Source organism: Pseudaquabacterium terrae (assembly GCF_013266755.1).
Taxonomy (GTDB): Bacteria; Pseudomonadota; Gammaproteobacteria; order Burkholderiales; family Burkholderiaceae_C; genus Pseudaquabacterium; species Pseudaquabacterium terrae.
Genome location: NZ_JABRWJ010000015.1, coordinates 57,382 through 79,131, shown reverse-complemented (window position 1 = coordinate 79,131; position 21,750 = coordinate 57,382). Strand labels below are relative to the sequence as shown.

The following is a 21,750-nucleotide window of genomic DNA, read 5'->3' as shown; positions in this document are numbered from 1 at the left end:
GTCAGGCCTCGGGTGGCGTGTGCGCCACGCGCTCCTTCAGTCGGTGAAGCACCGAAGGTGCCACGAACTTCGAGACATCACCGCCCAAGGTGGCAATCTCGCGCACGAAGGTGCCGCTGACGAACTGGTACTGGTCGGATGGGGCGAGGAACAGCGTCTCGACCTCGGGCATCAGCTGGCGGTTCATGCCGGCCATCTGGAATTCGTACTCGAAGTCGCTCGCCGCGCGCAGGCCGCGCACGACGACCTTGCCACCGTTGGCGACCACGAAGTCGCTCAGCAAACCGCGGAAGGCGACGACCTCGATGTTCTTGTAGGGCAGCGCGATCTCGGTGGCGATCTCCAGCCGCTCGGCGATCGTGAACATCGTGCGCTTGTGGTGGCCGGCGGCCACCGCGAGGATCAGCTTGTCGAAGAGCAGCGAGGCGCGCTTCATCAAGTCCTCGTGGCCCAGGGTCATCGGATCGAAGGTACCCGGGTAGACGGCAATCAGCGGCTTCGGGTGCTCCACCACGTTCACTCCTGGTCGGACGGCTCGGCGGCAGTGTAGCTGCTGCGCCGCAGCAACTGGAAGAACACCGCGCCGGCGCGGCCGCTGCGCCAGGTCTCGAAACCGGGCGGCGCGTCGCTCAATGGGGCACCGCTCTCGACGTACAGCCAGCCCGGCGGCGCGACCAACGGCGCCGCAGCCTGCAGGGCCGGAGTGAGCAGATCGCCGGTGAACGGCGGGTCGAGCAGCACCAGGTCGAACGAGGCTGCAGGACAGCGCGCCATCCAGGCCAGCGCATCGGCCGCCTCGATGCGCAAGGCGTTCGCTTTCAGTCGCACCTGGCTCGCGCGCAGGCTGCGCACGAGCTCGGCATCTCGCTCCAGCAGCACCACCTCCGCCGCACCACGCGAAGCCGCCTCGAACCCCAGCGCTCCGCTGCCGGCAAACGCATCGAGCACGCGCCAGCCGCTCAGGTCCTGGCCAAGCCAATTGAACAGCGTCTCGCGCACGCGGTCCGGCGTCGGCCGCAGGCCCGGCTTGTCCGCCACCGGCAGCTTGCTGCGCTTCCATTCGCCGCCGATCAGGCGGACTTCGTGCGGCTGCGGCGCGCTGCCGCGCCCGGGCGACGTCACTGGCGCACCGGGATGCCGCGCGCGGCCATCAAGGCCTTGGCCTGGCCGACGGTGAATTCGCCGTAGTGGAAGATGCTCGCCGCGAGCACCGCATCGGCGTGGCCTTGCTGGATGCCATCGGCCAGGTGCTCCAGATTGCCGACGCCGCCCGACGCGATCACCGGCACCGGCACGGCATCGCTGACCGCACGCGTCAGCGCGAGGTCGAAGCCCACGCGTGTACCGTCGCGGTCCATGCTCGTCAGCAGGATCTCGCCGGCGCCGGCCTCGGCCATCTGCCGGGCCCACGCCACGGCATCGAGCCCGGTATTGCGGCGCCCGCCGTGCGTGTAGACGTCCCAGCCGTCACCACCGGCACGCGCTTTCGCATCGATGGCGACGACGATGGCCTGCGCGCCGTACTTCGCCGATGCATCGGCAATGATCTGCGGATTGGCGACCGCCGCCGAATTGAAGCTGACCTTGTCGGCACCGGCATTCAGCAGCCGGCGCACGTCCTCGACCGTGCGCACGCCGCCGCCGACGGTCAACGGGATGAACACCTGCGAAGCGACCGCCTCGATGATCGGCAGGATCAGGTCGCGCGCGTCGCTGGTGGCGGTGATGTCGAGGAAGGTCAGCTCGTCGGCGCCCTGCTCGTTGTAGCGCGCGGCGATCTCGACCGGATCGCCCGCATCGCGCAGCTCGACGAAGTTGACGCCCTTGACGACCCGGCCGCCGGTGACGTCCAGGCAGGGAATGATCCGTTTGGCGAGCATCGGCTAGCGCACCGCCTGCAGCAGCGCGTCGGCCCGGGCCTGCGCCGCGGCGAAATCGAGCGCGCCGGTGTAGATCGAACGCCCGCAGATCACGCCCTCGATGCCCTCGCCCTGCACCGCGCACAGCCGTTCAACGTCCGCCAGGTCCGACAGCCCGCCCGAGGCGAACACCGGCATCGTCAGCGCCTGCGCGAGCTTGACGGTGGCATCGACGTTGATGCCGGTCAGCATGCCGTCGCGGCCGATGTCGGTGTAGATCACGCCCTCGACGCCGTAGCCCTCGAACTTCTGCGCCAGGTCGATCACCTCGTGGCCGGTCAGCTTGCTCCAGCCGTCGGTGGCGACCTTGCCGTCCTTGGCGTCAAGGCCGACGATGATGTGGCCGCCGAAGGCCGTGCAGGCGTCCTTCAGGAAACCCGGGTTCTTGACCGCCGCGGTGCCGATGATGATGAAGCTCAGGCCGTCGTCGAGGTAGCGCTCGATCGTGTCGAGGTCGCGGATGCCGCCGCCGAGCTGCACCGGAATCTCGTCGCCGACCTCGGCGAGGATAGCTTTCACCGCCGCCTCGTTGACCGGCTTGCCGGCGAAGGCGCCGTTCAGGTCGACCAGGTGCAGCCGTCGCGCGCCGGCATTCACCCATCGTCGCGCCATCGCGGCCGGGTCCTCGCCGAAGGTGGTGGAGGCATTCATGTCGCCTTGCTTCAGGCGCACGCACATGCCGTCTTTGAGGTCGATTGCAGGGATCAACAACATGGAAAGGACGCGACGTCTTACGGCCGCCAGGACAGGAAGTTGCGGTACAGGGCGAGGCCCTGCTCGGCACTCTTCTCAGGGTGGAATTGGGTGGCAAAAATGTTATCCCGCGCCACGGCGCAGGTAAAGCGGCCGCCGTAGTCGGCCTCGCCCGCACTGTCGCGCGGATCCGTCGTCGTGGTGTAGAAACTGTGCACGAAGTAGTACCAGCTCTGATCCGGCACGCCGGCCCACAGCGCGTGCGGGCGGCCGCCGTGCGCGGCCTGGAAAACGCGGTTCCAGCCCATCTGCGGCACCTTGAAGCGGCTGCCGTCGGGCTGCAGCCGGCCGTCGAGCCGGAAGCGCCGCACCTCGCCATGCAGCAGGCCCAGGCCCGGCGTGTCCTGCTCCTCGCTGTGGTCGAGCAGCATCTGCATGCCGACGCACACGCCCATCAGCGGCTTGCGCGCCGCGGCGTCGAGCACCGCTTCCTTCAGCCCCGAGTCGTGCAGCTCGCGCATGCAGTCGCGCATCGCGCCCTGGCCCGGCAGCACGATGCGCTCGGCGGCGTAGACCTCGTCGGGCCGCTGCGTGACGATCACCTCGACGTCCGAGCCGGCCGCCACATGCATCACCGCCTGCGACACCGAGCGCAGGTTGCCCATGCCGTAGTCGACGACCGCGACAGTGCGCTTCACAACGAGCCTTTCGTTGACGGAATGACTCCGGCCGAACGCGGATCGAGCGTCATCGCCATGCGCAGCGCGCGGCCGAAGGCCTTGAACACCGTCTCGGCCTGGTGGTGCGCGTTGGCGCCCTTCAGGTTGTCGATGTGCAGCGTGACCAGCGCGTGGTTCACGAAGCCCTGGAAGAACTCGAAGGTCAGCTGCGTGTCGAACGCGCCGACCATGCCGGCCTTGAACGGGATGTCCATGTGCAACCCGGGCCGGCCGGAGAAGTCGATGACGACGCGCGACAGGGCTTCGTCGAGCGGCACGTAGGCGTGGCCGTAGCGCGTCAGCCCCTTCTTGTCGCCGATGGCCTGGAACACCGCCATGCCCAGCGTGATGCCGACGTCCTCGACCGTATGGTGGCCATCGATGTGCAGGTCGCCCTGGGCTTCGATGTCGAGATCGATCAGCCCATGGCGCGCGACCTGGTCGAGCATGTGGTCGAAGAAGCCGATGCCGGTGGCCAGCTTCGACTGGCCAGTGCCGTCGAGGTTGACCCGCACGCGGATCTGCGTTTCCTTGGTGTCGCGGCGGACTTCGGCGATGCGGTCCATGTGAATTCGATCGAGTGTCTGAGGTTTACAGGGACGCGCGAAGCGCGTCCATCATCTGCACGTTTTCGTCCGGCGTGCCGATCGTCAGCCGCAGGCAGTTGACCAGCAGCGGATGCATGCGGCCGAGGTTCTTCACCAGCACGCCGCGCTCCTTCATGCCGGCGAAGGCCGCGGCGGAGTCGGGCACGCGCACGAGGATCATGTTGGCCTGGCTCGGGAACGGATGCACGCCGGGCAACTCGGCCAGCTCGCGCAGCAGGCGCTCGCGCTCGCTGCGGATCGCCGCCGCTTGGCGCGCATATTCGTCGACGTGCTCGAGCGCGAACAACCCGGCTTCCGCGTTCAACACGCTGATGTTGAAGGGCGGCCGCAGCTTGTCGATCTGGCCGATCAGCGGCGCGCGCCCCATCAGGTAGCCGATGCGCACGCCGGCGAGGCCGAACTTGCTCATCGTGCGCATCACGAGAACGTTCGGATAGCGCTGCAGCCGGTTCATCGAGTCGCGCGCCGCGAAGGGCTGGTAGGCCTCGTCGATCACCACCAGCCCGTCGATGCGGCCGACGGCCTCGATCAGGCGATCGATCACCGCGTCGTCCCACAGGTTCGCGCTCGGGTTGTTCGGATAGGCGAGGTACAGCAGCGTCGGCTTCTCGGTCTCGATCGCCGCCAGCATCGCCGGCTCGTCGAGCTCGAAGTCCGCCGTCAGCGGCACGCCGATGAAGCGGATGCCCTGCAACGCGGCCGACATGCCGTACATCACGAAGCTCGGCAGCGGCGCCATGATCGCCGCGCCGGGCAGGTCGCAGGCCATGCTGAGCATCGTGATCAGCTCGTCCGATCCGTTGCCCAACGTCAGCGCGCAGCCTTCGGGCAGGCCAGCGTGCGTGGCCAGCGCGGCGCGCAGGTCGTCGGTGCGCTCGGCCGGGTAGCGGTTGATCGCGATGCGGCCGAGTCGCTCGCCGAGCGCCTGCTGCAGGTGCTCGGGCAGGCGATACGGGTTCTCCATCGTGTCGAGCTTGACCATGCCGGCGCTCGGCTGCACCGCGTAGGCATGCATGCCCTGGATGTCGCTGCGGATTGTGCGGGTCATGCAGGTGTCGAGGGAGGCGTTCATGCGGTGGGGGCGTCGAGCACTTCGGGCCCGACGAGGAAGGGGTTGAGGATCTGCACGCTGTCGATCTGCTGGCCGTGTTGCAGGTCTTCGGTGAGCAGGAAGCGACAGCCCTGCGCGCGGGCGGCGGCAACGATCAATGCATCCCAGTAACTCAGGCCGAAGCGGCTTTCGACGGCCCACGCCGTCTCGACCGTCGCGTGATCGATCGACCAGGGCTGCCAGCGCTGATAGCGCCGCACCTCGGCCCGGGCGTCGCCGGCGGGCATCGCCGGACGCAGCTTGCGGGTCGCGTTGACATAGAACTCGCTCAGCACCTGCGTGCTGACGCGGCCGCGCCGGCTCAGCCACAGCACGCGCAGCCAGTCGATGGCGCGTCGCTGCTTCACGGCGTCGGCGCGGTCTTCGCTGTAGATCAGGACGTTCGTGTCAACGAACACCGCGCTCATGCGTCTCCTCGCGGGTCGGATAGGGCGAACCGTCGGAAGTCCAGAAGCGGTCGCGGCTGAGCCATTCGTTCATCGCGCGCTCGTAGGCGTCGTCGTGCCGCATCTTCTCGGCCAGCATCTCGCCGATCAGCCGCGAGACGCTGGTATTGCGGCGCGCCGCCTCGAGCCTGGCCCACTCGGCGACGCTGTCTTCCATCGTGACGGTGACGTTCTTCATGCTGAACACGAACTCAGTGTTGCACGATTCTCGTGTTGCACGAAGTTCGTGTCAAGGTTTCCGAAGGCGCATTTCGGCCGCGCGGGCGTGCGCCTGCAAGCCTTCGCCGTACGCCAGTTCGGCGGCGATCGGGCCGAGTTTGTGAGCGCCGGCTTCGCTGACTTCGATCAGGCTGCTTCGCTTCTGGAAGTCGTAGACACCGAGCGGCGAGCTGAAGCGCGCGGTGCCGGAAGTGGGCAGCACGTGGTTCGGACCGGCGCAATAGTCACCGAGGCTTTCGCTGGTGTAGGCGCCGAGGAAGATCGCCCCGGCGTGGTGCAGCAGCGGCTCCCAGCGCCCTGGTTCGCTGGCGCTCACCTCCAGGTGCTCGGGCGCGATGCGGTTGCTGATCTCGCAGGCCTCTTCCATCGAGCGGGTCAGCACCAGCGCTCCGCGACCTTCGAGCGAGGCGCGGATGACATCGCGGCGCGGCATCTCCGGCAGCAGGCGATCGATCGCTGCCTGCACGTCGGCGATGTAGCCCGCGTCGGGACAAAGCAGGATGCTCTGCGCCAGCTCGTCGTGCTCAGCCTGGCTGAACAGATCCATCGCGACCCAATCGGCCGGCGTGCCGCCGTCGGCGAGCACGAGGATCTCGCTTGGTCCGGCGATCATGTCGATGCCGACCTGCCCGAAGACGCGGCGTTTGGCGCTGGCCACGTACGCATTGCCCGGGCCGGTGATCTTGTCGACGCGCGGCACGGCCGCGGTGCCGTAGGCCAGCGCGGCGACCGCCTGCGCGCCACCAATCGTGTAGGCGCGGGTGACGCCGGCGACATAGGCTGCGGCCAGCACCAGCGCATTCTTCTCGCCGCGCGGCGTCGGCACGACCATCACGATCTCGCCGACGCCGGCGACCTGCGCCGGCAGCGCGTTCATCAGCACCGACGACGGGTACGCCGCCTTGCCGCCCGGCACGTAGATGCCGACCCGGTCGAGCGGCGTCACTTTCTGGCCGAGCAGCGTGCCGTCCTCGTCGCGGTAGTGCCAGCTGCGGCCGCAGGCTTCCAGCTGGCGCTCGTGGAAGGCGCGAACGCGGGCGGCGGCGGCCTGCAGCGCATCGCGCTGCGCCGGCGTGATCGTGTCGAAGGCCTGCTTCAGCTCGTCACGCGTCAACTGCAGCGCCTCGACCGATGCGGCGGGCAAGGCATCGAAGCGCGCGGTGTAGTCGAGCACCGCCGCATCGCCGCGCCGCCGCACGTCGTCGACGATCTCGGCCACGCGCTGCTCGATCGCCGCATCGGTCTCGGCCGACCAATGCTGCAAGCGTCGCAGTTGCTCGTCGAACTCGGGCGCGTCACTGCGCAGGTGGCGAATGGCGACGGCGGTCATGGCGTGGTCTTCGTGCAGGCCTGGGCGAAGGCGTCGATCAGCCCGCGGATCGTTTCGCGCTTGAGCTTCAACGCGGCCTGGTTGACGACCAGCCGCGAGCTGACGTCGAGGATGCGCTCGACCTCGACCAGGTGATTCGCGCGCAGCGTGCTGCCGGTGGACACGAGGTCGACGATCGCATCGGCCAGGCCGGTCAGCGGTGCCAGCTCCATCGAGCCGTAGAGCTTGATCAGGTCGACATGCACGCCCTTGTCGGCGAAGTGCTGGCGCGCGATCTGCGTGTACTTGGTCGCGACGCGGATGCGCGAACCCTGCTGCACCGCGGCGACGTAATCAAAATCAGCCCGCGTCGCCACGCTCATGCGGCAACGCGCGATGCCCAGGTCCAGCGGCTGGTAGAGCCCCGCGCTGCCGTGCTCGAGCAGGATGTCCAGGCCCGCGACGCCGAGGTCGGCCCCGCCCTGCTCGACATAGGTCGGCACGTCGCTCGCGCGCACCAGCACGACCCGCACTTCGGGGCGGCTGGTCGCGAGAATCAGTTTGCGGCTCTTCTCCGGATCCTCGGCCACCTCGATGCCCGCGGCGGCGAGCAGCGGCAAGGTTTCATCGAAGATGCGGCCCTTCGACAAGGCCAGCGTGATCGGGGAGTTCATCTGGGTTCGCTCGCTGTGCGGAGGCGCGCTGAAGGATGGTGCCGGAGGCTGTCGTCGCGAGGACGTGTTCCGGCGTCATCCGCAGCGCTCGTGGCCGCGGATCTTCAGTGATGGGCGTGTTGCGTGGGTGCCGGGTCGCCGGGCGTGGCGGCCCACTCGGCGGGCGTGAGCGTCTTCATCGACAGCGCGTGGATCTGCTCGCGCATCCTCTCGCCGAGCGCGGCATACACGCGCTGGTGGCGCGCGATGCGGCTCAAGCCTTCGAACGCCGGTGAGACGATCGTCGCGAAGAAATGGCGGCCGTCGCCCTCCACTGCGAGATGCTCGCAATCGAGGCCCGCGGCGATGAAGCCACGCACGTCGTCGGCAGTCGGGTCGGCCATGATGCGGCGGATTATCTCATTGGCGCAGCTTGTAGCCGCTGGCCAACAGCTTCAATGCCAAGCCGGACACGAGCACGAAGCTCGCGCCGACGATGGCCAGGCTCAACCACGGCGAGACATCGCTCGAGCCGAAGAAGCCGCGACGGAAGCCGTCGATCATGTAGAAGAACGGATTCAGATGGCTCACCGCCTGCCACATGCCCGGCAGCGACTTCACCGAATAGAACACGCCGGAGAGGAAGGTCATCGGCATGATGATGAAGTTCTGGAACGCCGCCATCTGATCGAACTTCTCGGCCCACAAGCCCGCGATCAGCCCGAGCGAGCCCAGCATGCCGGCTCCGAGCGCGGCGAAGATCACGATCCACCAGGGTTCGGCATAGGCCGGCGGCGCGAACCACACCGTGACGAGGTAGACGCCGAGCCCGACGGACAGCCCGCGCACGACCGCGGCACCCACGTAGGCCGCGAACCAGGCCCAGTGCGACAGCGGCGTCACCAGCAGGAACACGAGGTTGCCGGTGATCTTGCTCTGGACCAGGCTCGACGAGCTGTTGGCAAACGCGTTCTGCAGCACGCTCATCATCACCAGCCCGGGAATCAGGAAGCTGGTGTAGCCGACACCTTCGAACACCTGCACGCGGTCTTCGAGCACATGGCCGAAGATCAGCAGGTACATCACTGCCGTCAGCACCGGCGCCGCGATGGTCTGGAAGGCGACCTTCCAGAAGCGCAGCACTTCCTTGTAGAAGAGCGTGCGTGCACCGGCGAGCGTCATGCCGAGGCCTCGGCCAGCGCGCCGCCTTGCATGATCTCGAGGAACACGTCCTCGAGGTCCGCGCGGCCGATCTCCAGGTCCTCGATCGGCACCTGCGCCGAACGCAGCGCGGCCAGCAACTGCTCGACCTCGGTCGCGTCATGCGCCTTCAATTGCACGATGCGGCCGGTCACGCGCGCCTGCGGTTCGAGCGCCGCCGGCAGCGCATGGTCGGTCTTGAAGCGCAGCATCGTGCTGGCCATGCCGCGCAGCAGCTCCGCCGTGCGATCGAGCGCGACCAGGCGTCCCTGCTTCAGCATGCCGATGCGATGGCAGAGCGCCTCGGCCTCTTCGAGGTAGTGCGTCGTCAGCAGCACGGTGTGGCCTGCACGGTTCAGGCGCGCAATGAAGGCCCACAGCGTCTGCCGCAATTCGACGTCGACGCCGGCCGTCGGCTCATCGAGCACGATCACCGGCGGCCGGTGCACCAGCGCCTGCGCGACGAGCACGCGCCGCTTCATGCCGCCGGAGAGCTGGCGCATGTTGGCCTGGGCCTTGTCGGCGAGCCCGAGGTTCTCGAGCAGCTCGTCGATCCACGCATCGTTGTTGCGCACACCGAAGTAGCCGCTCTGGATGCGCAGCGTCTCGCGCACCGAGAAGAACGGATCGAACACCAGCTCCTGCGGCACGATGCCGAGCGCCTTGCGTGCGGCCGCGTAGTCCTCGCGCACGTCGTGGCCCATCACCGTGACGCGCCCGGCGCTGGCGCGCGTCAATCCGGCAAGGATGCTGATCAGGGTCGTCTTGCCGGCGCCATTGGGTCCGAGCAGGCCGAAGAACTCGCCTTGCTCGATGTCGAAGCTGACGCCGCTGAGTGCCTGGAAGCGTCCGCGCGGCCCGGTGTAGGTCTTCGCGACCTCTTGGAAGCTGACTGCAGGCATGGCGCGCGATTGTAGGGAGAGCGCTCGGTCCTTGCTGGCGACCAAGGTGCTAGATTCCGGCGAGCTTTCGCAGCCGTCCCATGCAGCCCACGACCAAGAAGCCTCGCCGAACGGCCGAACGCATCCTCGAGATCACGCTCGATCTCTTCAATCGCTTTGGCGAGCCCAATGTCAGCACCACGCTGATCTCCGCCGAGTTGGGCATCAGCCCCGGCAACCTGTACTACCACTACCCCGCCAAGGACGAGCTGATCAACGCGTTGTTCGATCGTTACGAACGTGGGCTGTCGGAGCTGCTGCACGCGGCCGACAACGTCGGCAATGTCGAGGACGCGTGGCTGTTCTTCCACATGCTGTTCGAGCTGATCTGGCAGTACCGCTTCCTGTACCGCGACCTCAACGACCTGCTGAGCAAGAACCGCCGGCTCGAGACGCACTTCCAGTTCGTGCTGAAGAACAAGTCGCGCGCGGTGAGTACCGTGCTCGAGGGCTTGACGCGCAGCAAGGTCGTGCGCATCGATGAGCGCGAGGCCGATGCGGTGGCCAACGCCATGGTCGTCGTGCTGACCTATTGGCTGAGCTACGAATACGTGCGCGACCCGCGCAAGGCGCTCGAGCCCGACAGTGCCGGCGCTGCGCTGGCACGGGGCGCCTACCATGTGCTGAGCCTGCTGATGCCCTACCTGGATCCGCAGGCCCGCGAGCACCTGTTCCGCCTCGCCGGTGCCTACCGCAACGGCGACTGATTCCCCAGACGATCGAGGAGACGACGCATGGCCAAGTGGACCGCTTTTCCCTACGACAACGCCGCTTACACCCAGGATGCCGCGGCGCTGAAGAAGCAGTGGGCGCGGCTGCACGTCGGTGACGCGGAGCCGCTGCCCAAGGAGGAGAAGGTGCTCGCCGCGTGGGCCCTCTTCCACGCCGGCGAATTTCAGAAAGCGTACGACGCGGGCCTGAAAGCCGGTGGCGCCGGCGTCACGGTGGCCAACAAGGCGCAGGCGATCTATGCCAACTACCTGGAGAAGAGCGAGAAGACGAAGCTCGCGATGTTCCAGGAGGTCGCCGAGCGCGCCGAGGCCCAGGCTGCCGAAGACCCGAAGAACGCCAGTGCGCACTACTGGATGGCCTACGCGCTCGGCCGCTACAGCCAGGGCATCAGCGTCGCCAAGGCACTGGCGCAAGGGCTCGGCAGCAAGGTCAAGAACGCCTTGGAGACCACCATCAAGCTTTCACCCAAGCATGCCGATGCGCACATCGCGCTGGGCGCGTTTCACGCCGAAGTGATCGACAAGGTCGGCAAGCTGCTCGGCAAGACGCAAGGCGCCGACGCGGCCACGGGGCTGAAGCTGTACCAGCAGGCGCTGAAGCTGAACCCCGCCTCGGCGATCGCCATGGTCGAGTACGCGAACGGACTCGTGATGCTCGAAGGCGACAAGCGCATGAAGGAAGCCGAGAAGCTCTACGCCGAAGCGGCCGCCTGCGAGCCGGCCGATGCGATGGAGCGCCTGGACGTCGAGATGGCCAAGGCCGAGCTCGAGGACTAACCGAAGCGCGGCGCGATCCGATTCGCGTCAGGTCAAGACAAGGTTGTCCCGGTGGATCAGCTCGGGCTCGTTGACGAACCCGAGCAAGCCGACAATCTGCGATGACGGCTTGCGCGCGATCAGGCGCGCCTCGGTGGACGAGTAATTCGCGAGTCCGCGCGCGATCTCGACGCCGGACGAGGAGCGCACCGCAATCACATCGCCGCGGTGAAAGTCGCCGTCCACCTGGGTCACACCGATCGGCAACAGGCTCTTGCCCTGATCTCGCACTTTCAACACGGCGCCGTCGTCGACGGTCACCGCGCCGCGCAGCTGCAGGTGATCGGCCATCCACTGCTTGCGTGCCGCGCGCTTGGGCGTACCGGCGACGAGTGCCGTGCCGATCGGCTCGCCGGCACCCAGGCGCAGCAGCACGTCGGGCTCGCGGCCCCAGGCGATGATCGTCGACGCGCCGCTGCGCGCAGCGCGCTTGGCGGCGAGCACCTTGGTGATCATGCCGCCGCTGCCGATCGACGATCCGGCGCCGCCGGCCATGCGCTCCAGTGACGGATCGCCGGCCACGGCCTCGTCGATGAATCGAGCCGCCGGGTCCTTGCGGGGATCGGCCGCGTACAGGCCACGCTGGTCGGTCAGGATCACCAGTGCATCGGCCTCGACCAGGTTCGCGACCAGCGCGCCCAGCGTGTCGTTGTCGCCGAACTTGATCTCGTCGTTGACCACCGTGTCGTTCTCGTTGATCACCGGGATCACCTGCAGACCGAGCAAGGTCAGCAGCGTCGAGCGGGCATTCAGGTAGCGCTCGCGGTCCGCCAGGTCGGCGTGCGTCAGCAACACTTGCGCGCTGCCCATGCCGTGCCGGGACAGCTGCGTCTCGTACATCTGCGCGAGGCCCATCTGGCCGACGGCTGCCGCGGCCTGCAGCTCGTGCAGCTCGGTAGGCCGCGTCGCCCAACCCAGGCGCTTCATGCCCTCGGCGATCGCGCCGCTCGAGACCATCAACAGCTCGCGACCCTGCTGTGCGAGCGTCGCCAGCTGGCGGCACCAGTTGCCGACAGCCTCGGCATCGATGCCGCGCCCTTCGTTCGTTACCAGGCTCGAGCCGACCTTGACGACGATGCGCCGCGCATTCTTCAGCACCTCAGGCATCGGCGCCTCCCGCCTCCGCTTCGAAGCGCCGATCGACCTCCGGCGGCGCTTTCTCGGCATGCGCCGCGACATGTTCGTAGATCGACTGCACCATCGGATCGAGCCCCTGGCGCGCGAGCGCCGAGATCTGGAACACCGGCCCCTTCCAGCGCAAGCGCTTGACGAAGTCCTTCACGCGCGCCTCGCGCTCTTCCGCCGGCACCATGTCGAGCTTGTTCAGCACCAGCCAGCGCGGCTTCTGATAGAGCGATTCGTCGTACTTGCGCAGCTCCTTGACGATCGCCTTGGCCTGCGCGACCGGGTCGATGCCCTCGTCGAACGGCGCGATGTCGACGAGGTGCAACAACAGCCGCGTGCGTTGCAGGTGGCGCAGGAACTGGTGCCCCAGGCCCGCGCCTTCGGACGCGCCTTCGATCAAGCCTGGAATGTCGGCGACGACGAAGCTGCGATCCGGTCCGGCGCGCACGACGCCGAGATTCGGGTGCAAGGTCGTGAACGGATAGTCGGCGATCTTCGGTCGAGCATTCGAGATCGCTGCGATCAATGTGGATTTGCCGGCATTCGGCATGCCCAGCAGGCCGACATCCGCGAGCACGCGCAGCTCGAGCCTCAGCTTCTTCTGATCACCCGGCCAGCCCGGCGTCTTCTGACGTGGCGCGCGGTTGGTGCTGGTCTTGAAGTGCATGTTGCCGAAGCCGCCATCACCGCCCTTGGCCAGCAGCACGGGCTCGTCCGGCACCAGCAGTTCGGCGAGCACTTCGTCGGTCTCGGCATCCTTGACGATCGTGCCGACGGGCATGCGCAGCACGATGTCTTCGGCCGCGGCACCGAACTGGTCGGAACCGCGACCCGGCTCGCCGTTGCGCGCTTCGTGGCGGCGCGCGTAGCGATAGTCGATCAGCGTGTTCAGGTTGCGGTCGGCCACCGCGTAGACGCTGCCGCCGCGCCCACCGTCGCCACCGTTCGGGCCGCCGAACGGGATGAACTTCTCGCGCCGGAAGCTCACGCAGCCGGCGCCGCCGTTGCCGGCGGCGATATCGATGGTGGCTTCGTCGACGAATTTCATGCTGTCAGTGTCGCGAGATGCGACCCAAAAAGACAAAAGCCCCGGCAGGCCGGGGCTTCGGGCCTGCTCGCCGGAGCGTCAGACCGGAGTGATGTTGACCGTCTGGCGGTTCAACGCGCCCTTGGTCGCGAAGGACACCTGGCCGTCGACCAGTGCGAACAGCGTGTGGTCCTTGCCCATGCCGACGTTGTCACCGGCGTGGAAGCGCGTGCCGCGCTGGCGCACGATGATCGAGCCGGCCGGGATGACCTGGCCGCCGAAGGCCTTGACGCCGAGCATCTTGGGTTGCGAGTCGCGGCCATTTCGGGTGGAACCGCCGCCTTTTTTCTGTGCCATGGTTCAGAACTCCTGCGGGTTCGTTCGAGTTGCGAATCAGGCGCTGACGGCGCTGATCTGCAGTTCCGTGTAGGTCTGGCGGTGGCCGCCGTGCCTCTGGTAGTGCTTGCGACGGCGCATCTTGAAGATGCGAACCTTGTCGTGCTTGCCGTGCGAAACCACCGTGGCTGTCACGCTGGCGCCGGCCACCAAGGGAGTCCCGACCGTCAGGTCCGCGCCGTCTCCGACGGCGAGCACCTGGTCGATGGTGATCTCTTGGCCCACGTCCGCAGCAATCTGTTCTACCTTGATCTTTTCGCCGGCTGCAACCTTGTATTGCTTGCCACCGGTTTTTATGACCGCGTACATATGTGCCTCTTTGCGATAGACTGATAAAGCACCTGCAGCCGATGCCGGCCGAAGGAACCTTAAAGTATAGCACGGCGCGCGCAGCCGGCTTGAACCGCTCGCGCGACAAGCTCCCCACGCCGCTCGTCTGACGGCGCTCCCTATAATTTCCGGCTGACTTTCGCCCCCGCCCGTGACCGATCCCTCCCTCCTCGCCCCGGCCACCGCCGATCCGATGGCCGCCGAGATGCGGCAGGTCGACGAGGTCATCCGGCAGCGACTGCAATCCGATGTCGTGCTGATCAACCAGATCGCCCACTACATCGTCAGCGCCGGCGGCAAGCGCATCCGTCCGCGCCTGGTGCTGCTGTTCGCATCTGCACTCGGATTCACGGGACCCGAGCGCCTTGAATTGGCAGCGACGGTGGAGTTCATCCACACCGCGACGCTGCTGCATGACGACGTGGTGGACGAGTCCTCGCTGCGCCGCGGCCGGCAGACCGCGAACGCATTGTTCGGCAATGCCGCGAGCGTGCTGGTGGGCGACTTCCTGTACTCGCGCGCGTTCCAGATGATGGTCGGCGTCGAGCGCATGCGCGTGCTGAAGGTCCTCGCCGACGCGACCAACGTGATCGCCGAAGGCGAGGTCCTGCAGTTGATGAACATGCACGACCCTGACCTCGCCGTCGACGACTACCTGCGGGTGATTCGGTACAAGACGGCCAAGTTGTTCGAGGCCAGTGCGCAGCTCGGAGCCGTGCTCGCCAATGCCGATCCGCTGATGGAGCAGGCCTGCGCCGACTATGGTCGCGCGCTGGGAACGGCATTCCAGCTGATCGACGACCTGCTGGACTATGAAGGCGACACGCAGGCCCTCGGAAAGAACGTCGGCGACGACCTCCGGGAAGGGAAACCGACGCTGCCGCTGCTGATCGCCATGGAACGCGGCAGTGCTGACGAGCGCCAGCTGATTCGCGGCGCCATCGAGCACGGCGAGAACGAGCGGTTGAGCGACATCATCACGATCGTTCGTCGCACCGGGGCGCTGGAGGCGACGCGCGAGTCGGCCAGGACAGAGGCGAACAAGGCGCGTGCCGCACTTTGTGTCTTGCCCGCCACGCCGGCCCGCGAAGCTCTGCTAGAATTATGTGTTCGGTCGGTGGAGAGATCCTCCTGACCTGAAGTCAACGGCCCGCGGGTGCTCCGCGTTCTCGATTGGGCCGCATCGGGGTGTAGCTTAGCCTGGTAGAGCGCTACGTTCGGGACGTAGAGGCCGGAGGTTCGAATCCTCTCACCCCGACCAGGATTGCAAGGATCGGTTGGCGCCGTCGGCGCCGCTGATGTTGGGTCCGAAGCGGCGAGCCCGCGTGAACTCGGCCCGGAACCGGAGACTTCTTCGGTTTACAGTGCGCAAGGGATCGGTGATCATGTTTTGATCGCCGCTTTATTTGCTTCGCGAAAAGCCTGCCTGCGTGGACACACTAGTCGACAGCCCCCAGTCCAGCCTCTCCGGCGCGGCCCGGGTACTGGTGCATGCCGGCAAGCTGAGCAGCAAGGCAGCGGAAGATCTCTCGAAGACGGCGCACGACCGCAAGATCGGCTTCGTCGCCGCGGTGATCGCCTCGGGCGCAATCTCGGCGTCCGACCTCGCGCACACGTTGTCGGCCACGCTCGCGGTGCCCCTTGTCGATCTCAATGCGGTCGACTACGAGAAACTGCCCAAGGGCATCGTCGACAACAAGCTCACGCAGCAGTACCAGATTGTCGCGCTCGCGCGACGCGGCAGCCGGTTGTTCATCGGTGGCGCCGATCCGACGGACCAGGAAGCCAGCGAACGCATCAAGTTCGCGACCCAGCTGTCGCCCGAGTGGGTGATCGTCGAATACGACAAGCTCGCGCGCTTGCTCGAGTCGCAGGGCGCCAGCGCCAGTGAGACGCTGGAGAACATCGCCGGCAGCGACTTCGAGTTCGACGTCACCGAGGACGACGCGGCACAGGAGTCGGCGGAGGTCACCACCGATGTCGAGGACGCGCCGGTGGTGCGCTTCCTGCAGAAGATGTTGATCGATGCGATCAACATGCGCGCCTCCGATCTGCACTTCGAGCCCTACGAAAGCCACTACCGCGTGCGCTTTCGGGTCGATGGCGAACTGCGCGAAATCACGCAGCCGCCGATCGCGATCAAGGAAAAGCTCGCCTCGCGCATCAAGGTCATCAGCCGGCTCGACATCTCGGAGAAGCGCGTGCCGCAGGACGGCCGGATGAAGCTGAAGTTCGGCAGCAAGGCGATCGACTTCCGGATCTCGACCTTGCCGACCCTGTTCGGCGAAAAGATCGTGATCCGGATCCTCGACCCATCGAGTGCCCGCCTCGGCATCGAAGCGCTGGGCTACGAAAAGGTCGAGAAGGACCGCTTGATGGCGGCGATCGTCCGACCGTATGGCATGGTGCTCGTCACCGGCCCGACGGGCTCGGGCAAGACCGTCTCCTTGTACACCTGCCTGAACATCCTGAACCAGCCAGGCGTCAACATCTCCACCGTCGAAGATCCGGCCGAAATCAACCTGCCCGGCATCAACCAGGTCAACGTCAACGACAAGGCGGGGATGAACTTCGCGGTGGCGCTGAAGTCCTTCCTGCGGCAGGACCCGGACATCATCATGGTCGGCGAGATTCGCGACCTGGAAACCGCCGATATCGCGATCAAGGCGGCGCAGACCGGCCACATGGTGATGTCGACGCTGCACACCAACGACGCACCGACCACGCTGACCCGTTTGTTGAACATGGGCGTCGCGCCGTTCAACGTGGCGTCGAGCGTGATCTTGATCACGGCGCAGCGCCTGGCGCGACGCCTGTGTGAAAACTGCAAGCAGCTGGCCGAGTACCCGCGCGAGGCGATGCTGCGCGCCGGCTACCAGCCGGAGGATCTGGACGGCAGCTGGAAGCCGTACCGGGCGGTCGGCTGCTCGGCCTGCAGTTCAGGCTACAAGGGTCGCGTCGGCATCTACCAGGTGATGCCCATCACCGAAGCGCAGCAACGCATCATCCTGTCCGAAGGCACCGCCATCGACATTGCCGGGCAGGCGCGCAAGGATGGCGTGCGCGACCTGCGCCAGTCGGGACTGGTCAAGGTCCGACAGGGCGTGACGACGCTGGAAGAAGTGATCGCCGTCACCAACGAGTGAACGTTCGTCGGACCGCGGTCCGCCCCTGAAACACGAGAGAGTCGGAGCAATCATGGCGACTGCAGCAGCCGCGAAGAGCATCAAGGAGATGGTGTTCGAGTGGGAGGGGCGCGACAAGAACGGCAAGGTCGTGCGCGGAGAGGTTCGCGCCGGCGGCGAGGCGGCGGTCAGCGCGAGTCTGCGGCGGCAGGGCATTCTGCTGACGAAGCTGAAGAAGCGGCGCACCAGCGGCGGCCGCTCGGTCTCGCAGAAGGACATTGCCCTCTTCACTCGCCAACTGGCGACGATGATGAAGGCCGGTGTGCCGCTGCTGCAGTCCTTCGACATCGTCTCGCGCGGCGCGACGAATCCGAGGCTGACGCGCCTGCTGAACGACATCCGCAGCGACGTCGAAACCGGCACCAGCCTGTCGGCCGCGTTCCGCAAGCACCCGATGCACTTCGATGCGCTTTACTGCAACTTGGTCGAAGCGGGCGAGGCGGGCGGCATCCTGGAAGCGCTGCTGGATCGCCTGGCGATGTACCAGGAAAAGATCATGGCGCTGAAGAACAAGATCAAGTCGGCCCTGATGTATCCCATCTCGGTGATCGTGGTGGCCTTCATCGTGCTGGCGGTGATCATGATCAAGGTCATTCCGGCCTTCAAGGACGTCTTCAAGTCCTTCGGCGCCGATCTTCCGGCCCCGACGCTGGCCGTGATCACGATGTCGGAGTTCTTCGTCTCCTACTGGCACATCATGTTCGGCGTGGTGATCGGCGGCGGGTACATGTTCATGCAGAGCTGGAAGCGTTCCGAGAAGATGCAGATGGCGATGGATCGCCTGCTCTTGAGGATCCCGGTCTTCGGCGCACTGATTAACAAGTCCGTGCTCGCGCGCTGGACGCGCACGCTGTCGACGATGTTCGCCGCCGGCGTCCCGTTGGTCGAGGCCCTCGACTCCGTCGGCGGCGCGTCGGGCAATGCGGTCTACGCCGAAGCCACGCAGCAGATTCAGCGCGACGTTTCGACCGGCTCGGCGCTGACCACAGCCATGCAAAGCACGGGCGTGTTTCCGAACATGGTGCTGCAGATGACCGCCATTGGCGAGGAAGCCGGTTCGCTCGATCACATGCTGGCCAAGGCAGCCGAGTTCTACGAGGAAGAAGTCGACGACATGGTCAAGGGCCTGTCGAGCCTGATGGAGCCGTTCATCATCGTGATCCTCGGCGTCATGATCGGCGGCATCGTGATCGCGATGTACCTGCCGATCTTCAAGCTCGGCGCGGTGGTTTAAGCCGGCATGTACGGTGTCGTGCTCGAGGGGCTGCTGTCCCCGGTGGCCCTGGGCGTGCTCGGCCTGGTGATCGGCAGCTTCCTGAATGTGGTCATCCATCGCAAGCCGGTCCTGCTGGAGCGCGAATGGCTGGGCGATGCCGCGCAGTACCTGCAGGATGGCGCCGCGATGCAACGCGTGCTCGGCCCGAACAAGAAGCGACTGGACGAACTGGCCGGCGTGGGTCAGGCGCTCGAGGGCGAGCTGCAGCAGTTGCCGCCGCTCAGCCTGTCGCGCCCACGTTCGCGCTGCCCGCAATGCGGGCGTCCGGTCGCCTGGCACGAGAACATACCGCTGCTCGGCTGGTTGCGCCTCGGCGGTAAGTGCGCCGGCTGCAAGTCGGCGATCTCGGCGCGCTATCCGATCGTCGAGCTGCTGACGGGTGTGTTGTTCGCGGCAGTCGCGTGGCGGTTCGGTCCGACGGTCACCACCGCGGTGTACTGCGTGGCGGTCGCGGTGCTGGTCGCAGCGGCCTTCATCGACCTGGACACCACGCTGCTGCCGGACGACCTGACCCTGCCGTTGGTCGGCCTCGGACTGGTCGCCGCCTGGCAGCAGTGGACGGCAGTCTCGCTGCCGAATGCGGCGCTCGGTGCCTTGTTCGGCTACTTTGCGCTCTGGTTCGTCGCCCGAACCTACAAGCTGCTGCGTGGCGTCGAAGGCATGGCCGAAGGCGACTTCAAGTTGCTTGCCGGGCTCGGTGCCCTCCTGGGTTGGCAGACGCTTCCATCGATCATCCTGCTGTCGTCGGTGGTCGGGGCAGCCGTCGGGATCTTCATGATCGTCGCGCGCGGTCACGGGCGCAGCGTGCCGATCCCGTTCGGCCCGTACCTGGCCGGTGGCGGAGTCGCAGCGATGTTCTTCGGCGCGCAGCTCAGCAGCTTGTGGCAGGTGGGCTGATCCCTTGGCCGACCTGCGCATCGGCCTGACCGGCGGCATCGGCAGCGGCAAGAGCACCGTTGCCGCCATCTGGGTGTCGCTCGGCGCAACCTTGATCGATACCGACGCGATTGCACACGCCCTGACCGGACCCGGCGGTGCTGCGATGCCTGACTTGCGCCGCGAGTTCGGCGACGACATCGAACAGCAACCGGAAGGGGGTTTGCACCGGGCTCGGATGCGGGCACTGGCGTTTTCCCAGCCGCCGGCCAGGCAGCGGCTCGAAGCGCTGCTTCACCCCCTGATCGGTGCCGAGGCGCAGCGGCAGGCCGAGGCAACGACCGGGGCAGTGGTCTTCGATGTTCCTTTGCTGACCGAGTCGCGCCATTGGCGCGCGCGCTGCCAGCGCATCGCGGTAGTCGACTGCAGCGAGCCGACCCAGGTCGAACGCGTCGTCGCGCGCGCCGGTTGGCACGAGCAGCAGGTGCGGCAGATCATCGGCCAGCAGGCGTCGCGTTCGGCGCGGCGCGCCATCGCCGACGCGGTGATCCACAACGATGGCCTGTCGCTCGACCAGCTGCAGCAACACGCCACCCAGCTGTGGCGACGCTGGACCGCGGTTCTATCTTGAAACGCCGCGCCACGCCCCTGTGAAACAATCCCTCGACGGTGGCGCCAGAGGCATGCCGTCAGACGAGGAAACGCCCCTTGGTTCTCTACGAGTATCCGTTCAACGAAAGCATTCGGACGATGCTGCGGCTCGAGCATCTGTTCGACCGGCTCGGCCAGCTGCTGCCCCGCGATGCGGCGGTCGACCACCACTTCGCGCTGGTCACGCTGTTCGAGATCCTCGATGTCTCGTCGCGTGCCGACCTGAAATCGGAGCTGCTGAAGGAGCTCGAGCGCCACAAGGCGCAGTTGGTCGGTTACCGCAGCAATCCGCAGGTCTCGCAGGCAGCACTCGATGGCGTCATTACCCGCATCGAGCATGCTTTCGACGGTCTCAACCACCAGTCCGGCAAGGCCGGGGTGTCGCTGAGCACCAACGAGTGGTTGATGAGCGTGCGCAGCCGGATCAGCATCCCGGCAGGCACCTGCGAATTCGACCTGCCGGCCTACTACGCCTGGCAGCAGCTCGACGGCACCCGCCGCCGCGCCGACCTGCAGGCGTGGGTAGCGACACTGGCTCCGATGGCCGAGGCGGTGCAGTTGCTGCTGCAGCTTTTGCGTGACACGGGTGCGCCGCACAAGGTCTTCACCAACGGCGGGCAGTATCAGCAAGGCATCGCACCCGGGCGCGCCTACCAGCTGCTGCGGCTGCGCATCGACGAGGCGGCCGGGCTGGTGCCCGAAATCAGCGGGCATCGGCTGATGGTATCGATCCGTCTGATGCGTTGCGAACCCGACGGCCGGCTGCGGCCGGCCAGCGAGGACCTGCCGCTGGAGCTCGCGCTGTGCGCCTGAGGACGCGACGATGAGCACGACGATCCCTGGCCGGGACGGCCTGCCCGCGGCCAGGAAAGTGCCCTGCCCCAGTTGCGGCGGGCCGTCGCTGTTCGCACCGTCGAACCGCTGGCGCCCCTTCTGCAGCGAGCGCTGCCGCAATGTCGATCTCGGCGCGTGGGCCACCGAACGCTACCGCGTCGCGGCCCCGCCCGATCCGAGCGACGACGACGATCCGCCTCCGACAAGCTCTTGAAGCCTGGCGGGCCGTCCCTATAATCCGATTGCTAGCACTCGCGGCTTGCGAGTGCTAACAGCCGGAACTCTCTCCGGCACAGCCATTTGACCGGCGCCCGTCCCTGGGCGCCTGTCGTTTCCGGTTGACTGAGACACATCAAGGAGATGCGATGAAACTTCGTCCGTTGCACGATCGCGTGATCGTCAAGCGCCTCGAACAAGAAACCAAGACCGCCTCGGGCATCGTGATCCCCGACAACGCCGCCGAGAAGCCCGACCAGGGCGAGGTGCTGGCGATCGGTCCGGGCAAGCGCAACGACAAGGGCGACTTCGTGGCCCTGAACGTCAAGGTCGGCGACCGTGTGCTGTTCGGCAAGTACAGCGGCCAGACTGTCAAGGTCGACGGTGACGAGCTGCTGGTGATGCGCGAGGAAGACCTCTTCGCCGTCGTCGAGAAGTAAATCGGCCGAGGCTCCCCCGCCTGAACCCC

Annotated in this window: 28 protein-coding genes and 1 tRNA gene; 11 read left to right on the top strand and 18 right to left on the bottom strand. The window is 66.7% G+C overall.

What is annotated here, in order from left to right; genetic code table 11:
• Nucleotide 1: 1 nt before the first annotated feature.
• The 14 genes from coaD to HLB44_RS33540 form a co-directional block, all read right to left on the bottom strand.
• On the bottom strand, nt 2-514 hold the full coding sequence (gene coaD, locus HLB44_RS33605) for a pantetheine-phosphate adenylyltransferase (RefSeq protein WP_173134140.1): 513 nt from the start codon (nt 512-514) through the stop codon (nt 2-4).
• A 2-nt stretch (nt 515-516) separates the two neighbouring features.
• Entirely contained in the window at nt 517-1,122 is a 606-nt protein-coding gene (gene rsmD, locus HLB44_RS33600) for a 16S rRNA (guanine(966)-N(2))-methyltransferase RsmD (RefSeq protein ID WP_173134138.1), read from the bottom strand.
• Entirely contained in the window at nt 1,119-1,880 is a 762-nt protein-coding gene (hisF, locus tag HLB44_RS33595; protein WP_173134136.1) for an imidazole glycerol phosphate synthase subunit HisF, read from the bottom strand. The genes rsmD and hisF overlap by 4 nt, the downstream gene beginning before the upstream one ends.
• Nucleotides 1,881-1,883: 3 nt before the next feature.
• Entirely contained in the window at nt 1,884-2,633 is a 750-nt protein-coding gene (gene hisA, locus HLB44_RS33590; protein WP_173134134.1) for a 1-(5-phosphoribosyl)-5-[(5-phosphoribosylamino)methylideneamino]imidazole-4-carboxamide isomerase, read from the bottom strand.
• A gap of 17 nt (nt 2,634-2,650) precedes the next feature.
• Complete coding sequence (gene hisH, locus HLB44_RS33585) at nt 2,651-3,310, bottom strand: imidazole glycerol phosphate synthase subunit HisH (RefSeq protein WP_173134132.1); 660 nt, start codon at nt 3,308-3,310, stop codon at nt 2,651-2,653.
• On the bottom strand, nt 3,307-3,897 hold the full coding sequence (hisB, locus tag HLB44_RS33580; protein ID WP_173134130.1) for an imidazoleglycerol-phosphate dehydratase HisB: 591 nt from the start codon (nt 3,895-3,897) through the stop codon (nt 3,307-3,309). Before hisB ends, hisH begins: the two co-directional genes overlap by 4 nt.
• Before the next feature lie 25 nt (nt 3,898-3,922).
• Nucleotides 3,923-5,011, bottom strand: a complete 1,089-nt coding sequence (gene hisC / locus HLB44_RS33575; protein WP_173134128.1) for a histidinol-phosphate transaminase — start codon at nt 5,009-5,011, stop codon at nt 3,923-3,925.
• Nucleotides 5,008-5,457, bottom strand: a complete 450-nt coding sequence (locus HLB44_RS33570; protein WP_173134125.1) for a PIN domain-containing protein — start codon at nt 5,455-5,457, stop codon at nt 5,008-5,010. Before HLB44_RS33570 ends, hisC begins: the two co-directional genes overlap by 4 nt.
• Nucleotides 5,438-5,674 (bottom strand): CopG family transcriptional regulator, encoded by a 237-nt coding sequence (locus HLB44_RS33565; protein ID WP_173134122.1) that lies wholly within the window; start codon nt 5,672-5,674, stop codon nt 5,438-5,440. Before HLB44_RS33565 ends, HLB44_RS33570 begins: the two co-directional genes overlap by 20 nt.
• Nucleotides 5,675-5,725: 51 nt before the next feature.
• On the bottom strand, nt 5,726-7,045 hold the full coding sequence (gene hisD / locus HLB44_RS33560; protein ID WP_173134119.1) for a histidinol dehydrogenase: 1,320 nt from the start codon (nt 7,043-7,045) through the stop codon (nt 5,726-5,728).
• A complete protein-coding gene (hisG, locus tag HLB44_RS33555; RefSeq protein WP_173134116.1) occupies nt 7,042-7,698 on the bottom strand; it encodes an ATP phosphoribosyltransferase in 657 nt (218 codons plus the stop codon). The genes hisD and hisG overlap by 4 nt, the downstream gene beginning before the upstream one ends.
• A 104-nt stretch (nt 7,699-7,802) precedes the next feature.
• Nucleotides 7,803-8,081 carry a BolA family protein gene (locus tag HLB44_RS33550; RefSeq protein WP_173134113.1) on the bottom strand — a complete coding sequence of 93 codons (279 nt, stop codon included), beginning with the start codon at nt 8,079-8,081 and terminating at the stop codon, nt 7,803-7,805.
• 16 nt (nt 8,082-8,097) lie between these two features.
• Nucleotides 8,098-8,859 carry an ABC transporter permease gene (locus HLB44_RS33545; protein ID WP_173134110.1) on the bottom strand — a complete coding sequence of 254 codons (762 nt, stop codon included), beginning with the start codon at nt 8,857-8,859 and terminating at the stop codon, nt 8,098-8,100.
• Entirely contained in the window at nt 8,856-9,779 is a 924-nt protein-coding gene (locus HLB44_RS33540) for an ABC transporter ATP-binding protein (protein WP_173134107.1), read from the bottom strand. Before HLB44_RS33540 ends, HLB44_RS33545 begins: the two co-directional genes overlap by 4 nt.
• Nucleotides 9,780-9,859: 80 nt before the next feature.
• On the opposite strand from HLB44_RS33540, the gene HLB44_RS33535 reads away from it, so the two are divergent.
• Together HLB44_RS33535 and HLB44_RS33530 are read left to right on the top strand one after the other, a co-directional pair.
• On the top strand, nt 9,860-10,525 hold the full coding sequence (locus HLB44_RS33535) for a TetR/AcrR family transcriptional regulator (RefSeq protein WP_173134105.1): 666 nt from the start codon (nt 9,860-9,862) through the stop codon (nt 10,523-10,525).
• Between the two features lie 27 nt (nt 10,526-10,552).
• Nucleotides 10,553-11,326: a tetratricopeptide repeat protein gene (locus HLB44_RS33530; protein ID WP_173134102.1), complete on the top strand. Its 774-nt coding sequence runs from the start codon at nt 10,553-10,555 to the stop codon at nt 11,324-11,326.
• Between the two features lie 27 nt (nt 11,327-11,353).
• Here HLB44_RS33530 and proB read toward each other — a convergent pair whose 3' ends face one another.
• The 4 genes from proB to rplU form a co-directional block, all read right to left on the bottom strand.
• On the bottom strand, nt 11,354-12,472 hold the full coding sequence (gene proB / locus HLB44_RS33525) for a glutamate 5-kinase (RefSeq protein ID WP_173134099.1): 1,119 nt from the start codon (nt 12,470-12,472) through the stop codon (nt 11,354-11,356).
• The gene (cgtA, locus tag HLB44_RS33520; RefSeq protein WP_173134096.1) at nt 12,465-13,538 is read right to left on the bottom strand and encodes an Obg family GTPase CgtA; all 1,074 of its coding nucleotides are present in this window, start codon (nt 13,536-13,538) and stop codon (nt 12,465-12,467) included. The genes proB and cgtA overlap by 8 nt, the downstream gene beginning before the upstream one ends.
• A gap of 78 nt (nt 13,539-13,616) precedes the next feature.
• The gene (gene rpmA / locus HLB44_RS33515; RefSeq protein ID WP_173134093.1) at nt 13,617-13,874 is read right to left on the bottom strand and encodes a 50S ribosomal protein L27; all 258 of its coding nucleotides are present in this window, start codon (nt 13,872-13,874) and stop codon (nt 13,617-13,619) included.
• A 36-nt stretch (nt 13,875-13,910) separates the two neighbouring features.
• Entirely contained in the window at nt 13,911-14,222 is a 312-nt protein-coding gene (rplU, locus tag HLB44_RS33510; RefSeq protein ID WP_173134090.1) for a 50S ribosomal protein L21, read from the bottom strand.
• Between the two features lie 214 nt (nt 14,223-14,436).
• Here rplU and ispB point away from each other — a divergent pair, with 214 nt between their 5' ends.
• The 9 genes from ispB (at nt 14,437) to groES (ending at nt 21,721) form a co-directional block, all read left to right on the top strand.
• Nucleotides 14,437-15,378, top strand: a complete 942-nt coding sequence (ispB, locus tag HLB44_RS33505) for an octaprenyl diphosphate synthase (protein WP_173134239.1) — start codon at nt 14,437-14,439, stop codon at nt 15,376-15,378.
• A gap of 49 nt (nt 15,379-15,427) precedes the next feature.
• Nucleotides 15,428-15,504, top strand: a tRNA-Pro gene (locus HLB44_RS33500).
• 169 nt (nt 15,505-15,673) lie between these two features.
• Nucleotides 15,674-17,389 carry a type IV-A pilus assembly ATPase PilB gene (pilB, locus tag HLB44_RS33495; protein WP_173134237.1) on the top strand — a complete coding sequence of 572 codons (1,716 nt, stop codon included), beginning with the start codon at nt 15,674-15,676 and terminating at the stop codon, nt 17,387-17,389.
• 52 nt (nt 17,390-17,441) lie between these two features.
• Nucleotides 17,442-18,662, top strand: a complete 1,221-nt coding sequence (locus HLB44_RS33490; protein ID WP_173134088.1) for a type II secretion system F family protein — start codon at nt 17,442-17,444, stop codon at nt 18,660-18,662.
• Between the two features lie 6 nt (nt 18,663-18,668).
• Nucleotides 18,669-19,601 (top strand): prepilin peptidase, encoded by a 933-nt coding sequence (locus HLB44_RS33485; protein ID WP_173134086.1) that lies wholly within the window; start codon nt 18,669-18,671, stop codon nt 19,599-19,601.
• 4 nt (nt 19,602-19,605) lie between these two features.
• Nucleotides 19,606-20,211, top strand: a complete 606-nt coding sequence (gene coaE / locus HLB44_RS33480; RefSeq protein WP_173134084.1) for a dephospho-CoA kinase — start codon at nt 19,606-19,608, stop codon at nt 20,209-20,211.
• Nucleotides 20,212-20,288: 77 nt separating this feature from the next.
• Nucleotides 20,289-21,044 (top strand): cell division protein ZapD, encoded by a 756-nt coding sequence (zapD, locus tag HLB44_RS33475; protein WP_173134082.1) that lies wholly within the window; start codon nt 20,289-20,291, stop codon nt 21,042-21,044.
• A 10-nt stretch (nt 21,045-21,054) separates the two neighbouring features.
• Complete coding sequence (locus HLB44_RS33470) at nt 21,055-21,279, top strand: DNA gyrase inhibitor YacG (RefSeq protein ID WP_173134080.1); 225 nt, start codon at nt 21,055-21,057, stop codon at nt 21,277-21,279.
• Nucleotides 21,280-21,430: 151 nt separating this feature from the next.
• On the top strand, nt 21,431-21,721 hold the full coding sequence (groES, locus tag HLB44_RS33465; RefSeq protein WP_173134078.1) for a co-chaperone GroES: 291 nt from the start codon (nt 21,431-21,433) through the stop codon (nt 21,719-21,721).
• Nucleotides 21,722-21,750: the final 29 nt, after the last annotated feature.